The sequence below is a fragment of the Peribacillus acanthi genome (genome assembly GCF_003073175.1).
Classification (GTDB): Bacteria; Bacillota; Bacilli; order Bacillales; family DSM-1321; genus Bacillus_BN; species Bacillus_BN acanthi.
The window spans coordinates 88,680-102,218 of record NZ_QBBX01000010.1; the positions used below are offsets into that span (position 1 = coordinate 88,680).

Genomic DNA, 13,539 nt, shown 5'->3' on the forward strand with positions numbered 1-13,539 from the left:
GGTATCCGATGATGGTAAAGTCGATATTGAAATGCACGCTTCAGAAGTAACATTAGTCCAAAGGAAAAACAATTCACTATTAGACGAGGACGGAAGCGCTTTGATTATCCACGAAAAGGCGGATGATTACAAAACAGATCCAACGGGCAATGCAGGTAACCGAATTGCTTGTGCTCCTATCGTAAACTAAAAATTTTTTAAATAATTTAACAAAGGCAGAGGCTGACTCAAAGGTTGAAAAATATCTTGAGATTCGCCTCTTTTTTTAATGGAAGCGTTGAAAATTAGTTTTGTGAAAAAATGAATGTAGAAACCTGAGCTAATTGGATTGGTCGGCGCGAAGACTCCAGGGCGATTGGCTGGACAGCTGAGACCCCGCATACGCTATTGGTGGCGAGGGTGATCAGCGTCAGCCCCACGAAAAGCGAAGCGCCTGAACATAAAATCAACGTCATTTTGACAAGCAGTCCCAAGAAGAAGGAGGTGCCCAAAAAGTTTATACCTTTTGGGACACTCTTTTACTTATCAATGTTCCATCCCTTCCATTCTTTCTAAAATCCTTCTTTTCCGATATAGCATAATTCCTACTTCTGCCAAATCATTAATCATGCTACGATTTGTAAAAGCACCAAAAATTAATCCCGCAATAGGAACCATTTGGAATAGCTTTTTCCAGCCAAAATTGTCTCTATATGTATACACGACTTCACGCCATCCCTGCAATTGAGAAATCATCTCCACTGATTTAGTACGTTCTTTATTAAGTGATGACAGCTCATTTAATATGGCTCGCTTTCCCACAATGTCAGCAGATGAGAATTGCAAGCATTTAACAATGAATACCCGTTCGCTTTTTTCATTTGGATCGTATCCATGTATGATGGCGATTTCTTGTAACGTCTTTAATGAAAGTGCCAAAATCGCAGGAATGTCAATAGCAAGGGTAAATATCCCCCCAATGCCTGTACTAGCACCTTGAATTGTGGCCATTTTTTTTCTTTGCCCCATTACCTTTTGACTTACCTGATCCATCGTTTGTAATGGGATATTCTTAATTTCTTCTATATTTTCAATAGGTTTTCCTAGTACATTTTCTAACTCTTTGAAAATATTCTTTTCACTAATTAAGTACTTCCCACCGTTTTGTATGTATCCACCTAATTCGTCTAGCAATGTACCGATTTTAGTATGGATAAATTGTGGAGTAATTTTATCTAGGATTTTAAATGGAAGCCTTCCAAGCTTTTCCCAAAACCATAAATCACCTTGATCTTCTTCCCACTTTTTAATGATGTCTAATTCTTTGATTAATTGTTCCTTAGATTCCATAATTATCACCTACTTCTTGTTATCTAAAGACTATTTTGAAATATGCTTTAGGAAAATAGCCTTTCAAAATTAATCTTACCACTAAATGATGGAGCTTAAAAATTCCTATCCTCCATTCAACCCTGCTTCTTTTTTTTCTCGTAATCGTTTATCGTAATAGAAGTATTATTAAAAGAAGGAGTGTACTCACCTATGGTTTCGATATTAATCGTAGATGATGATTCAAATATTCGGGAATTAGTAAAACATCATCTTCAACTTGAAGGATATATGGTTGTTGAAGCGATTGACGGAGAACAGGCATCCTTCATTCTTGGGCAAAAACAGATTCATTTAGCAATTGTAGATGTCATGATGCCAAATAAAGATGGGTATCAACTATGTCAAGAAATTCGAAAACACTATGATTTTCCGGTCATCCTTTTGACTGCAAAAGATCAATTAGTTGATAAAGAAAAAGGATTTTCAGTTGGTACAGATGATTATTTAACGAAACCATTCGAGCCAAAGGAACTAATTTTTCGTATCAAAGCTCTACTAAGACGTTATCAAATAGTTAGTTCGGAAAAGATAAAGTTAAATGGAACAGTTATTGATCGAAAAAGCTATGAAGTTCTATGTAATGGGAATCTTCTCATGCTACCAATGAAAGAATTTGAATTATTATCACAATTGGGTAGCTTTCCGAATCGCATTTTTTCAAGAGAAGAGTTAATTAACTTAATTTGGGGTTCTGATTATGAAGGTGATGATCGGACAGTAGATGTACATATTAAACGACTAAGAGAACGCTTTTTAAATAAAACCGATGATTTTTCCATAAAAACTGTTCGAGGTGTTGGATACAAACTGGAGGTCAAAAAGTGAAGACTCTTTATTTACGTATCGTGGTAACTACCATCCTGTTTATGATCATCAGTAGTGTTATAGCCTTTATCTTATCGAATGGATACTATCAATATTACTTAAAGTCCTTTAATGATCGCAAAGTAACCAACATGGCATTGAACGTTCAAAAGTATTATGAATCGAATGTGGATGGTAATATGAATGACTATTTTCAAAACATTGGTGCATTAGGATATCAAATGTATCTCACAAATGGAAAAGAGATGGAATCTTTCTTCGGTGAACCGTTCCGAAAAAAAGAGTTATCATCAAACATTATTGAGGAGGTACTAGAAGGTAATATCTATCACGGAATCTCACAATACCCTTCTAAACCTTTCAATACTGGATTTTTTGAAGATTCATTAATTAATTCAATTGGTGTCCCGATAAACGTGGAAGGAAATACACATGCTCTTTTTATTAGACCAAATGTGAAAGTCCAATTCGGTGAATTGCGTTTCTTCTTTGCTCTTCTTCTTGTAGTAACTGTTGTTTTAAGCATCATTTTTGTGGCAATCAGTACTAGGTATATTGTGAAACCGATAATCAAATTAACTGAGGCAACTAAACAAATTTCAAAGGGAAATTATGATATTCAATTATCTACGAATCGGAAAGACGAAATGGGTCAATTAGCAACACACTTTTCACAGATGACAAAAAGCTTAGAGAATCTTGAAGCAATGCGCCAAGAGTTCGTTTCTAATGTATCCCATGAACTGCAGACCCCCCTCTCTTCTATACAAGGATTTTCAAAAACCTTACAATCAAGTAATCTTTCAGAACAACAAAGGAACGAATATTTGTCTATCATAGAAGATGAAAGTAAAAGATTGTCCCTATTAAGTAAACAATTATTAACTTTAGCTTCATTAGATAAGGAACAGAATAGTATTGAAATGCAGACGTTTGATGTGGCCGAACAAATTAAACAAGTATTGTTCTTGACCGAGTGGAATTGGAGAGAAAAGGATCTTGCAATAGATTTGGATATCCCTTCAACCTTCATCAACGGAGACCGTAGACTACTACACCAAGTTTGGACAAATATTTTGACAAATAGCATTAAATTCACAGCCCCTGCTGGGACGATTGGAATACGATTATTCGTACATAACGAAATATGCCATATCGAAATAAAGGATTCCGGAATAGGAATTGCATCCTCTGACCTACCATACATCTTTAATCGTTTCTATAAAGCTGACAAATCAAGAAGTAGAAAGGAAGGGACGGGATTAGGTCTTGCCATTTCCAAAAAAATCATTGAAATGCATCATGGTACAATTTCTGTTAATAGCACTTTAGGAAAGGGCTCCACATTTATTATTCAACTTCCTCAGTTGTAATCTGTTGTTCATATTCCGTTCATGTTTCATTCGTATACTTCAAAATGAAGATAGTAAATCATCATTATTTTGAAATGGAGCTGAACGGATATGTTTCTTGCCTTTCGGGAATTAAAATTTGCCAAGCTGCGGTATATTCTCATAGCCTCAATTATGGTCCTAATTTCTTGGCTAGTCCTTTTTGTTTCGGGCCTGGCAAATGGACTTAGCACTGACAATGCATCTGCTATTCAAAACATCGATGCAGAATTTTTTGTGCTTCAGGAGCACTCTGAAAATCGATTAAACCGATCCATCATATCTGAAGAAATTTTTCAAAGTGTAAAGAATCTTGATAGCTCTACTACCCCATTGGGGATGCAAATGTCGAGTATTTCTAAAAAGGGCTCTGAACAAAAATGGGACGCCACCTTTTTTGCTATAGATTTTTCAAGTATGTTAGCACCTAATATCGTCGAAGGAAAATCGGTTTCAAACAAAACATCAAATGAAGTTGTTGCTGACGTGTCTTTAAAAAATGAAGGATTCGTAATTGGGGATTATATAACTGATCAAATATCCCGTAAAGAATTTAAAATCATTGGTTTTACTAATGGACAAACCTATAGTCACTCACCTGTCATTCATATGAATTTGAACGATTGGGAGGAATTGCATTCAAATAAATTACCTTCATTTAACGCTCTAATTATTAATTCAGATATAAAAACATCAAATACCATAGCCGCTGATATTTCAGGAATAGAGGTTATTAATAAAGATGATGTGTTAAAAGGAATACCTGGATTCAAAGAGGAACAAGGCTCTTTAATGATGATGATCGTATTTTTATTCGTCATCGCAGCTTTTGTTTTAGCCGTTTTCTTTTATGTAATGACCATCCAAAAAATAAATCAATATGGTGTCCTTAAAGCAATTGGAGCTAAGTCTAGTTATTTAGCACGTTCTATAGTCTCACAAGTATTATTGACATCGATTCTTAGTCTAACAGTAAGTGTTACCCTTTCCTATTGTGTAGCATGGATCCTGCCAAATGATATCCCTTTCTCCTTAAGTCCGACATTGGTAATCGGTTGTATAGTTATCTTTTTAGCCGTATCAATCATAGGATCTTTGTTATCACTTTATCGAGTTGTAAAGGTGGATGCTATTGAAGCAATCGGGAGGGCTGCTTAAATGAATACAAAGCTGATTTTGCATAATATCACCAAGGTGTATGAAGACGGTGATCATTCAGTTTCTGTACTAGATGGAATTAATTTACGTGTTAAGGCAGGTGAATTCGTTGCAGTAGTTGGTCCTTCTGGTTCTGGTAAAAGTACATTTCTATCGATCGCCGGTGCATTATTATCTCCTACAAGTGGAACCATCATTGTTGGAGATTATGAAATTAGTAGATTATCTCCTCATAAAATGAATGAAGTACGGTTAAATAACATTGGATTTATTTTTCAATCATCAAATCTAATCCCTTATTTAACTGTACGAGATCAGTTATTACTAATTTCAGAATTAGCTAATAATCGCTCCAAACATTCTGAGCAAAAAGCAGATGAATTGCTAGAGAGACTTGGTATGAAGCACAGGATGAATTACTATCCAGAGCAATTGTCTGGTGGAGAACGTCAACGAGTGGCTATTGCGCGGGCCTTGATGAATGAACCTGAATTAATTCTTGCAGATGAACCAACCGCTAGTCTAGATGCTGAACGTGGAAGAGACGTCGTTCAATTGCTTGCTCACGAAGTAAAATTATATCAAAAAGCAGCGATTATGGTTACTCATGATAAACGAGTGTTGGATTTATGTGATCGAATTGTATATATGGAAAACGGAAGATTAATTGAAAAATAAAATTAAAGGTAAAACCCTGACCACTATTTCGGTCAGGGTTTTTATTTAAATACTGGTTCTTTCTTGTTTTTACCCCCATGCATCACTTTAATTTTCACTTTTACTTCACTAATAGAATCTTTGTCTAATGGGACTTTTCCATCTTGTTCTACCTTTTTCCAAGTATCCAATTTTTTTCGATATAAAACCTCAGATAGCCTATAAACATCAGAATCAATCTTTAGTCCTTCTTTGTAGGTTTTCAGTACTTGTTCCTTAATTTTTTTACTAGCTTCTTCCTCAATTTTTTTCATGGGTACATCCTGCTGCAATTGATCAATGATTGCTTTACCCTCAATACTTAACTTAAACGTAACCTTCTCCCCTTTTACCTTTGGATCAATTTTAGTTTTAACTTTAGAAACAAGTAAAATTAACTGGTGAGTATCCAGGGACCTCTACGGTTAATTCGTCTCGCTTAAGTTCGTTATTCATCCATTTCAATCCCATAGCATTGATTCCTTTAATGTGGCCTTTAATCTTATTAGAAGTGACCACTGTAACACCACTAAACATTAATGCATCATGTTTTTGTTTTTCAGTCGAATATCTTTCTTTCGAAATTGAAACATTAGGTATTTTTGCTTCGTGAGGGGGTTCGTGTATAGACAATAGTATCTCTCTTAAATCCAAAGATCGTATAATTGAGCTTTGATTATAGGAAGCTTCCGGATTGCTTAAAAGAGAATCACCAGTTGATTTTTGGTACATCGGAATGGTAGTAAAAACTTTATCAATCGAATCTCTAGAAGAATACAGCCATATTCTATACCTAGTCTCACGATAACGATCCATTAATTCTAACAATTGTTCAAGTGCACCATGATTCAAAGCTTCATCTGTTAATACAAGATAAGCCAAATGCCCCCAAAATACTTGTATTTGAGTAGTATGATATAAATTGAATGCGGCTGCGTCAATCGTGTCACCTGAAGCATGGCCAACCTCTACCTTTGTTTCAGCCGCACCGCCTGCAACCTCTGATTTTGCTAATAAACCCAAATTTATAATCTCTAGATAAACTGTATATACACCATCTTTATAATCCACTCCTAACCCATGTGCGTAAACCATTCCCTCTGGCTCGTTCGAATCCCAACAGCCTGACATCAGCAAGAGAGAAAAAGTAACAAATATGAGAAGCACTGTTTTTTTTATATAATGCTTCATTCATTGCCACCTTCTCTTCTGGTTGCATCTTTTGGATTTAACATACTGGGTCTTTTCAATCTCTTTTGCTCTGGTATTCTTAAAATAGAGTTTAAGATATGGGCCATATCGATTCTTGTCGCAAGTGCCATGTAAGGAACGCCAAATGTCCTGATTTTTGCAATGTACACAAGTATAAAAAACAATGAAATAAATAATCCAAAGAATCCAAATACAGATACAAACAAAATCACAAAAAAACGAATGAGTGAAACAGTACCCACTAATGATTGATTGATTAATGTAAAAGTTGCAACCGAGGAAGCTGCAATGACAACCAAAGTCGCAGGGCTTGTTAAACCTGCCCTTATTGCAGCGTCACCGATGATCAATCCACCAATTACACTCAATGTTTGACCAACTGCAAGTGGAAGACGTAATCCCGCCTCTTTAAAGAGTTCAAATAGTAATAACATTAAAATGACTTCAGCTGTTGTTGATAATGGTACACCCCGCCTCGACTCGACAACGGTAGCTAAGAAGGTGAGAGGCAGCTGATTTTGATGGAAGGCGGTTAATGCAATCCAAATCCCCGGAAGAAAGGTGGCAACTAACATACCTACAATTCTTATAATCCTTTCAAATGAGTTGTAGGCGAAAGCGTATTCCTTATCTTCTGAGCTTTTTAATAAGTAAAACATATTAACAGGTGTAATATAGGCAATTGAAATGCCGTCAACTAAGATAATGACCCTTCCGTTTAACAAGGACTGAGTAGCAAAATCAGGACGACCTGTATAGTAATAACGTGGAAACATTGTAAACCATTGATCGTTTAATAATTCTTCTAGCTGAGTTCCACTAAATAAACCATCAATTTTAATGGAATTAAGCTTATCTCGAATCTGCTTTAGAAACTCATCATTTGCTATATCTTCCATATATAATAAAGCGACCTTCGTTTGGGTTCTCTCTCCAATTTCAAAGGCTTCACTTACTAATGTTGTAGTTCTTAGCCTTTTTCTGATTAAAGCCATATTAACAATAATATCCTCGATAAAATTATCCCTTGGCCCCATCAAACTCATTTCTGTTTTTGTTTCCTCTGGATTCCGTTGAGGTCGATCACAAATATCTAATGAAAAAACAGTTCCCTCAATACCAAAATCAATAAAAAGCTTTCCAGCAAAAATATCCTTGATCACTTGTTTTGAATCCGTAACTTCATCAATAGAAGGAATATGAATTCCGTTAAGAATATTCTCTTTTGTCGGCTCTCCGTCTAACGTTTCGAAAAATGCTTCCAGTGTCTCTGGAATTTTTCTATATAAAATTTCTGTACTAACAAGTCCAATACAATAAAAAAGGACGACTTTATGCTCGTTATAATTTAAAGTTACAAATTTAACATCTGAACATTTTTTAAACAGTTCAGCCAAACTCTGTTCATTGACGGGCACTGAAGGTTCAGAGGTATCTCTTTCTATTTGTAAGTCTTGTTCATTATTCTTCGCCTTATTTTTCTGGAACCACATTTTTTGTCCTCCTTTCCCTATTCGCAAATATTGCTACGATTGCACCAAGGAAAATGGATATACCGAAAATAAACCAAAAAGTCCAAGGTAGAATATTTTTTGTCAATATGTCGCTATATTGAAAATCACTAATTGGCAAAAGGGTAAAGCCTGCAATCACTAAAATTACAATTCCAATGCACCATCTTTCTGCTACTTTCTTTAAAGGAATCAATTCACGAATCACAAGCAAAAGTAACGATATCCTGATGAATGCACCCGATAACCACTGATAGATTGATAAAAAATCAACATGTTCGATAAAGTGTCCAATTGTAACAAGTCCCCATTGTTCATAGGCAGGAAATCGAAGTTTTCTAGCTTCAATAGGTCCAAATTCCACGATAGCGCCCATTAATGGTCCCATCGTTAGCCCAGTTAAAATAAGAGCGATAATAGCTAAATGTTTATATTTAAAAGGTTTATCTGTTTTATGTTGAAGAAATACAAATAATAATATCTCAACCATTCCTGATGCTTGATAAACCATACTGTTCAAAACGGGTTTATATCCATTCTCAAGAATTGGTGTCAATAAAGTATAATTTTTAAATTTGATATTAGAAAATGCTACAAAAAAACCTAATATTACAATCATTATTAATAAGAAAAAATTGACGATACTAATGGTTCTAAAATCTGTACTAGCAAGAATCCACGCTAGTAGGCAGAGGACAAAAATCAGCAAAAAAGCTGGCGTTTCTGGCAGGAATGCAATCCCAATCCATGTAATCGTCTCTCTAAGAGTAACACCCGCAAGTATGGTCAAATAACAGATGACTGAAAAAAGAATGATATAAGTTGTAACCCTACCAATTTTTCCACTTAGCCATTCAAACAGATTTTCGCGCTTAGTTTTCTTTTGAATATAGAGTAAGAGAAAACACCATATAAGGGTTATGATTAGAACTAAAATGGTCCCCATCCAAGCGTCTCTTCCCCCTGCCTTAATCATAGGTGGAATAACAATGACATGATTTTGCAATCCTACAGAGGTCATTAATAACAATATCAATTGCAACACAGTAATTGAATCTGAGTTCTTTATTTCAACCACCCCGAACAGAATTATATGGAAATTAGTATTTGTTGAAATAGATTGCTTATGCATGACAGGATCATTTGCTAAGTAGGTACCTTAATTTAAAAACCTAGACTAGCGCCAAGTCCTAGCTGTAAAAGGCCTAGATGCAATAATACTTGATTGCGAAAATTATCCACTGCAACGACATACTACTATGCTGAAAGCTTTCTTTTAAAATGCAAAAAACCCGCCAATGGCGAGTTTATATTCTTTAACTATTACACATAGTTTATTGTATTTACATCTATTATTTCCAATAATCTTCCATAAGCTCTGCTACCCAAGAGGGTTGCTTAATCTCTTCTCGAGGTAAAAATTCCTTCATCACTGGTTTAATATCAAGTATTGGTGTCCCATCAATTGCATCTAAGCCTTTTACATAAAGTTTTTTTCCTTCTTTTTTTATGAGAGATACAATGGTTGCACCAATTTTATTCGGTCTATTTTTGCCTCGTTGTACAAAAATTCCAACCTTCGGCCATTCCTTGTTGTTTCTTGGGTGTCTCGAGCCATATTGGATTTTCTCGTCATCAACGAGGTGAAACAGATAAATAATTTCTAAATGTGAGAATGCATCGATTTCTTCAAGACTACTTTCATCCAGATCTTGTGAGATTTCAATCACTGACGTTACCTCACCCCAAAAATCATCCTCTACTTCACTACGATTATTTGTTACGGTTCCAATCGGTTTAATAGAAAACATACTTACCCTCTCCTTACTAATAATATCCTAGACATACTTAATTCGCCATTTATTCACCAAATTTTCCCTAATTTCAGTATATCTTACGCCTATCCGGCTAGCTAGTATAATGAAAAAAGCTATCGAGTGTCACTCGATAGCTTTAAAGGAAATAAATTATATAATCTTTCTTCCATTTTGAGCTAAGGCATAGTGGATGCCATGCTGTAATGTTTGGAAGCATTGGAACTTGGAAAAATCAATGTCCGTTTGTGAAATGATTTGACCTAGAGATGAAGTTATCCCAACTAAAATCGTATCTGTTCCAATAAGCTTAGCTGCCGAACCTAGTTTTTCTATTAGGCTTGCTGTGTGGTTTGTCATATCCTTATCGAGACCCGTCAAGTCTAAAACAAGGTATTTCACTTTATATTTAGGCAAATTATTTAATGTTTTAACGATTAATTCCTCAGACCGTTCTTCATCATATTTTCCCAATAATGGGACTACAACAATATCTTCTAGCACGGGGATGATTGGCGAAGAAATAGTTTTCACTAATTCTTTTAACTCTTTCGTCTTATCCTCGACTAGTGCTTCGAGATGTTGAATTTGCGTAGCTTCTTTGCTTCTCGCAAGCTGATGAATATTTTGCTGGACAGTAATATCAGATTGGAAGTATTCAATTACACTATAATCATGACCTTCAATTTGATATTGTCGAACCTTATACCACATATTTGTTTTAAGTAAGCCGGAAAAGATTCCTGCATAATGGGCCGGAAGGAATGGTCCACCTTTTTTCTTCCCTTGGGCAATGTTCATTTTATATTCCCAATCATCTTTTAACACTACCAATAAAGTTTTTTCCTCTAAATTGATTTCATTTAGAAAAGCTACTCCCCACCCAGCAGTGGCATAAGTATTCGTAATTAATGATGAAATCTCTTCTAAGCTTTTTCCTTTTATATTTTGAAAATATTCACCCACTAACAATCCTTGACGGAATCCTGTAGTTTCCAATACAAGAGTTGTTGCTTCTTCCCCAGACACCTCTTCAATTGTATCAAAGAACGTTTTCATGGCTGAGGAAATCCAAAATAGAACCGCATCCTCACCTTCATAAGTAAACTTTCCTTTTTCTACATCCCACCCAAAATCGATTCCTGCAATTTTATGTTTAATGTTTAAATCCATAGTATTGTCCCCTTTAGTTCTGTCCATCATTTTATTTATTGTATTAGTATAACCAAATAACTAATTGACAAGCTAGTTTAAGCTAAACTTAAAAACAGTGTGAAGGATAAATCCCCCACACTGGATTAATCACTATCCTTTTATTTAAACAGTCTTTCCTTCTTCATTGTCTCAGAAAAATACTCGTACACCTTCCAAGACATTGACCCTTCCTTAATCCACTCATTCACTTGGTTTTTATTAAAGTACTTTTTACCTTTCAGCTCAATATAAGGAATAAAATTATATGTATCGAATGACTGTAAGGTTTTTCGGTATTGATCCTGCTGATAGATAAGAGTTTCAAAGTCGTCAAACGGCATACTTAAGTATTCTGCCGTTTCCTCCATCGTCATCAATCCGGTTTCAACCTTTTCCTCTACATTTGGTTTTGCCTGAATAGATGACTTAAATTGAAAACCACAGTAGATTAGAGAAATACTTAGAATTATAATTGAAACTGCTAAAATATTATTTTTCATTAGCGTACCTTCTTCCGTTATTTTTCAAACCTATTATTATACATTGAATAGTAGATAAATTTAAATGATTATTTGAAGAATGTAATCTAGTTATTTCTGAAACTGTACACGGTGTAAGTTTGCAAATACACCATCCATTTGCAATAGTTCTTCATGGTTACCTTGCTCACTTATACCTTCGTCTGTCACGACAATAATGCTGTCTGCATTACGAATAGTAGCAAGTCTATGCGCAATAACAAGAGTCGTTCTGTTTTTAGAAAGCTCTGTTAAAGCATTTTGGATAATTTGTTCTGTTTCAGTATCCAAGGCTGAGGTAGCTTCATCTAATATCAGAATAGGTGGGTTCTTTAAGAACATTCTAGCAATCGCAAGTCGTTGCTTCTGACCTCCAGAAAGCTTCAAGCCCCTCTCGCCAATTTGAGTATCGTAGCCCTCTGGCAAGGATTGAATGAATCCTTCCAAATGAGCACGTCTTGCTGCAGATTTAATTTGTTCATCCGTTGCATCGAGCATACCGTAAGCGATATTTTCTCGAATCGTACCAGTGAAAAGGAACACATCCTGCTGAACAATTCCAATTTGAGCGCGAAGTGACTGCTTTGTCATATTTCGAATGTCTATTCCATCAATCGTAATAGCACCTGATTTCACATCATAAAAACGAGGAATCAAGGAACAAATCGTGGTTTTCCCCGCACCTGATGGTCCAACAAATGCTACTGTTTCACCCGCATTGATTTTGAAGGAGATGGAATCTAGGACTGGTTTTTTATCATCATAAGTAAAGGTTACATTATCGAATTTGATATTCCCTTTTAAGGAGTCAACCTCAACAGCATCCTCCACATCGATCACATCAGGCTCTTGATCGAGTAATTCTGTAAACCGTTTAAAGCCTGCCATCCCTTTAGGATACAATTCCATTAAAGCACTTATTTTATCAATAGGCTTGAAAAGTATATTCACATATAGGACAAAGCCAACAAGCTCCCCGTATGAAAGCTGTTTTGTAAAACTCAACCAAGCACCCACAACTAGTACAGCAAGCGTCACAAATCGGGTCATCATATAAATACCTGAGGAACTAAACGACATTACTTTATAGGCACCTAATTTTGCTTTTCTAAAACGATTATTATCGACCGTGAATCTTGAAATCTCGAAATCTTCATTAGTAAATGATTGCACAACACGGGCACCAGACACACTATCCTCTACACGAGCATTTACATCTGCAATATTGCTATACATATTGCCCCATGCTTTATTCATCTTCAAATTGCTGATTACAATAAGGAGAATTAAGAATGGTAGAATGCAAATTGTTACAAGTGCAAGTTTCACATTGATTGTTAACATAATCCAGAACGCACCTACAAAGGTCATAATCGTAATGAATACGTCCTCAGGACCATGGTGGGCAAGCTCTCCGATATCAAATAAATCATTTGTTATTCTACTCATGATATGCCCCGTTTTCGTATTATCAAAGAAACGGAAAGATTGCCTTTGTACATGAACAAACAACTGTCTCCTCATATCCGTCTCGATATTAATACCAAGCATATGCCCCCAATAATTGACGACAAACTGAAGAAACGTATTAATTACATAAAGTGTCAGTAGCGCAAGACTGACCGATACAATCGTTGACCAATCTTCACTCGGCAGCAGCTTATCTATAAACCATTGAACTGCCAAAGGAAATGCCAATTCAAGAATAGCCACAAAAATCGCACTACTAAAATCCAAGATAAATAGTTTTTTATGTGGCAAATAATAAGAAAAAAATCTCTTTAACATAGTTGTCTCCATTCAAATTTAATAAGCCTAATAGTAGGATTATAGTTTGAAATTTTGAAGA

14 protein-coding genes are annotated in these 13,539 nt (G+C 35.5%); 5 read left to right on the forward strand and 9 right to left on the reverse strand.

Translation table 11 applies throughout. The features are described 5' to 3' along the window. Window positions 1–190: superoxide dismutase family protein (locus DBX25_RS21355; protein WP_240620277.1), on the forward strand; the 190-nt coding region annotated here is incomplete at its 5' end. Window positions 191–525: 335 nt separating this feature from the next. On the opposite strand, the gene DBX25_RS11905 is transcribed toward DBX25_RS21355, so the two are convergent. Further along, window positions 526–1,329, reverse strand: coding sequence for an EcsC family protein (locus tag DBX25_RS11905; RefSeq protein ID WP_108671022.1), 804 nt, complete (start codon window positions 1,327–1,329; stop codon window positions 526–528). A 192-nt stretch (window positions 1,330–1,521) separates the two neighbouring features. On the opposite strand from DBX25_RS11905, the gene DBX25_RS11910 reads away from it, so the two are divergent. The 4 genes from DBX25_RS11910 to DBX25_RS11925 all read left to right on the forward strand — a co-directional run bounded on the left by DBX25_RS11910 (window position 1,522) and on the right by DBX25_RS11925 (window position 5,423). Then, entirely contained in the window at window positions 1,522–2,196 is a 675-nt protein-coding gene (locus DBX25_RS11910; RefSeq protein WP_108671023.1) for a response regulator transcription factor, read from the forward strand. Continuing rightward, window positions 2,193–3,569: a sensor histidine kinase gene (locus DBX25_RS11915; protein ID WP_108671024.1), complete on the forward strand. Its 1,377-nt coding sequence runs from the start codon at window positions 2,193–2,195 to the stop codon at window positions 3,567–3,569. The genes DBX25_RS11910 and DBX25_RS11915 overlap by 4 nt, the downstream gene beginning before the upstream one ends. A 90-nt stretch (window positions 3,570–3,659) precedes the next feature. Then, window positions 3,660–4,745: an ABC transporter permease gene (locus tag DBX25_RS11920; RefSeq protein WP_108671025.1), complete on the forward strand. Its 1,086-nt coding sequence runs from the start codon at window positions 3,660–3,662 to the stop codon at window positions 4,743–4,745. After that, window positions 4,746–5,423, forward strand: coding sequence for an ABC transporter ATP-binding protein (locus DBX25_RS11925; RefSeq protein WP_108671026.1), 678 nt, complete (start codon window positions 4,746–4,748; stop codon window positions 5,421–5,423). It abuts the gene before it with no gap. 41 nt (window positions 5,424–5,464) lie between these two features. Here the strand turns inward: DBX25_RS11925 and DBX25_RS11930 are convergent, their stop codons facing one another. The 8 genes from DBX25_RS11930 to DBX25_RS11965 all read right to left on the reverse strand — a co-directional run bounded on the left by DBX25_RS11930 (window position 5,465) and on the right by DBX25_RS11965 (window position 13,478). Continuing rightward, window positions 5,465–5,854 carry a Ger(x)C family spore germination C-terminal domain-containing protein gene (locus tag DBX25_RS11930; protein ID WP_108671027.1) on the reverse strand — a complete coding sequence of 130 codons (390 nt, stop codon included), beginning with the start codon at window positions 5,852–5,854 and terminating at the stop codon, window positions 5,465–5,467. Beyond that, window positions 5,820–6,632 carry a Ger(x)C family spore germination protein gene (locus DBX25_RS11935; protein WP_108671028.1) on the reverse strand — a complete coding sequence of 271 codons (813 nt, stop codon included), beginning with the start codon at window positions 6,630–6,632 and terminating at the stop codon, window positions 5,820–5,822. The genes DBX25_RS11930 and DBX25_RS11935 overlap by 35 nt, the downstream gene beginning before the upstream one ends. Beyond that, window positions 6,629–8,146: a spore germination protein gene (locus tag DBX25_RS11940; RefSeq protein WP_108671029.1), complete on the reverse strand. Its 1,518-nt coding sequence runs from the start codon at window positions 8,144–8,146 to the stop codon at window positions 6,629–6,631. Before DBX25_RS11940 ends, DBX25_RS11935 begins: the two co-directional genes overlap by 4 nt. Continuing rightward, window positions 8,127–9,296 (reverse strand): GerAB/ArcD/ProY family transporter, encoded by a 1,170-nt coding sequence (locus DBX25_RS11945; protein WP_108671030.1) that lies wholly within the window; start codon window positions 9,294–9,296, stop codon window positions 8,127–8,129. The genes DBX25_RS11940 and DBX25_RS11945 overlap by 20 nt, the downstream gene beginning before the upstream one ends. Before the next feature lie 220 nt (window positions 9,297–9,516). Further along, on the reverse strand, window positions 9,517–9,975 hold the full coding sequence (locus DBX25_RS11950) for an SAM-dependent methyltransferase (protein WP_108671031.1): 459 nt from the start codon (window positions 9,973–9,975) through the stop codon (window positions 9,517–9,519). Between the two features lie 156 nt (window positions 9,976–10,131). Continuing rightward, complete coding sequence (locus DBX25_RS11955; protein WP_108671032.1) at window positions 10,132–11,151, reverse strand: STAS domain-containing protein; 1,020 nt, start codon at window positions 11,149–11,151, stop codon at window positions 10,132–10,134. A 140-nt stretch (window positions 11,152–11,291) separates the two neighbouring features. Next, window positions 11,292–11,672, reverse strand: coding sequence for a hypothetical protein (locus tag DBX25_RS11960; protein WP_108671033.1), 381 nt, complete (start codon window positions 11,670–11,672; stop codon window positions 11,292–11,294). A gap of 90 nt (window positions 11,673–11,762) precedes the next feature. Then, window positions 11,763–13,478 (reverse strand): ABC transporter ATP-binding protein, encoded by a 1,716-nt coding sequence (locus DBX25_RS11965; RefSeq protein WP_108671034.1) that lies wholly within the window; start codon window positions 13,476–13,478, stop codon window positions 11,763–11,765. Between the last annotated feature and the right edge of the window lie 61 nt (window positions 13,479–13,539).

Excerpts from the sequence above, each read along its gene's own strand:
- DBX25_RS11910 (WP_108671023.1), top strand. The coding sequence starts at position 1,522 with ATGGTTTCGATATTAATCGTAGATGATGATTCAAATATTCGGGAATTA.
- DBX25_RS11955 (WP_108671032.1), bottom strand. The coding sequence starts at position 11,151 with ATGGATTTAAACATTAAACATAAAATTGCAGGAATCGATTTTGGGTGG.
- DBX25_RS11920 (WP_108671025.1), top strand. The coding sequence starts at position 3,660 with ATGTTTCTTGCCTTTCGGGAATTAAAATTTGCCAAGCTGCGGTATATT.
- DBX25_RS11940 (WP_108671029.1), bottom strand. The coding sequence starts at position 8,146 with ATGTGGTTCCAGAAAAATAAGGCGAAGAATAATGAACAAGACTTACAA.
- DBX25_RS11945 (WP_108671030.1), bottom strand. The coding sequence starts at position 9,296 with ATGCATAAGCAATCTATTTCAACAAATACTAATTTCCATATAATTCTG.
- DBX25_RS11960 (WP_108671033.1), bottom strand. The coding sequence starts at position 11,672 with ATGAAAAATAATATTTTAGCAGTTTCAATTATAATTCTAAGTATTTCT.
- DBX25_RS11935 (WP_108671028.1), bottom strand. The coding sequence starts at position 6,632 with ATGAAGCATTATATAAAAAAAACAGTGCTTCTCATATTTGTTACTTTT.
- DBX25_RS11950 (WP_108671031.1), bottom strand. The coding sequence starts at position 9,975 with ATGTTTTCTATTAAACCGATTGGAACCGTAACAAATAATCGTAGTGAA.
- DBX25_RS11965 (WP_108671034.1), bottom strand. The coding sequence starts at position 13,478 with ATGTTAAAGAGATTTTTTTCTTATTATTTGCCACATAAAAAACTATTT.
- DBX25_RS11925 (WP_108671026.1), top strand. The coding sequence starts at position 4,746 with ATGAATACAAAGCTGATTTTGCATAATATCACCAAGGTGTATGAAGAC.
- DBX25_RS11905 (WP_108671022.1), bottom strand. The coding sequence starts at position 1,329 with ATGGAATCTAAGGAACAATTAATCAAAGAATTAGACATCATTAAAAAG.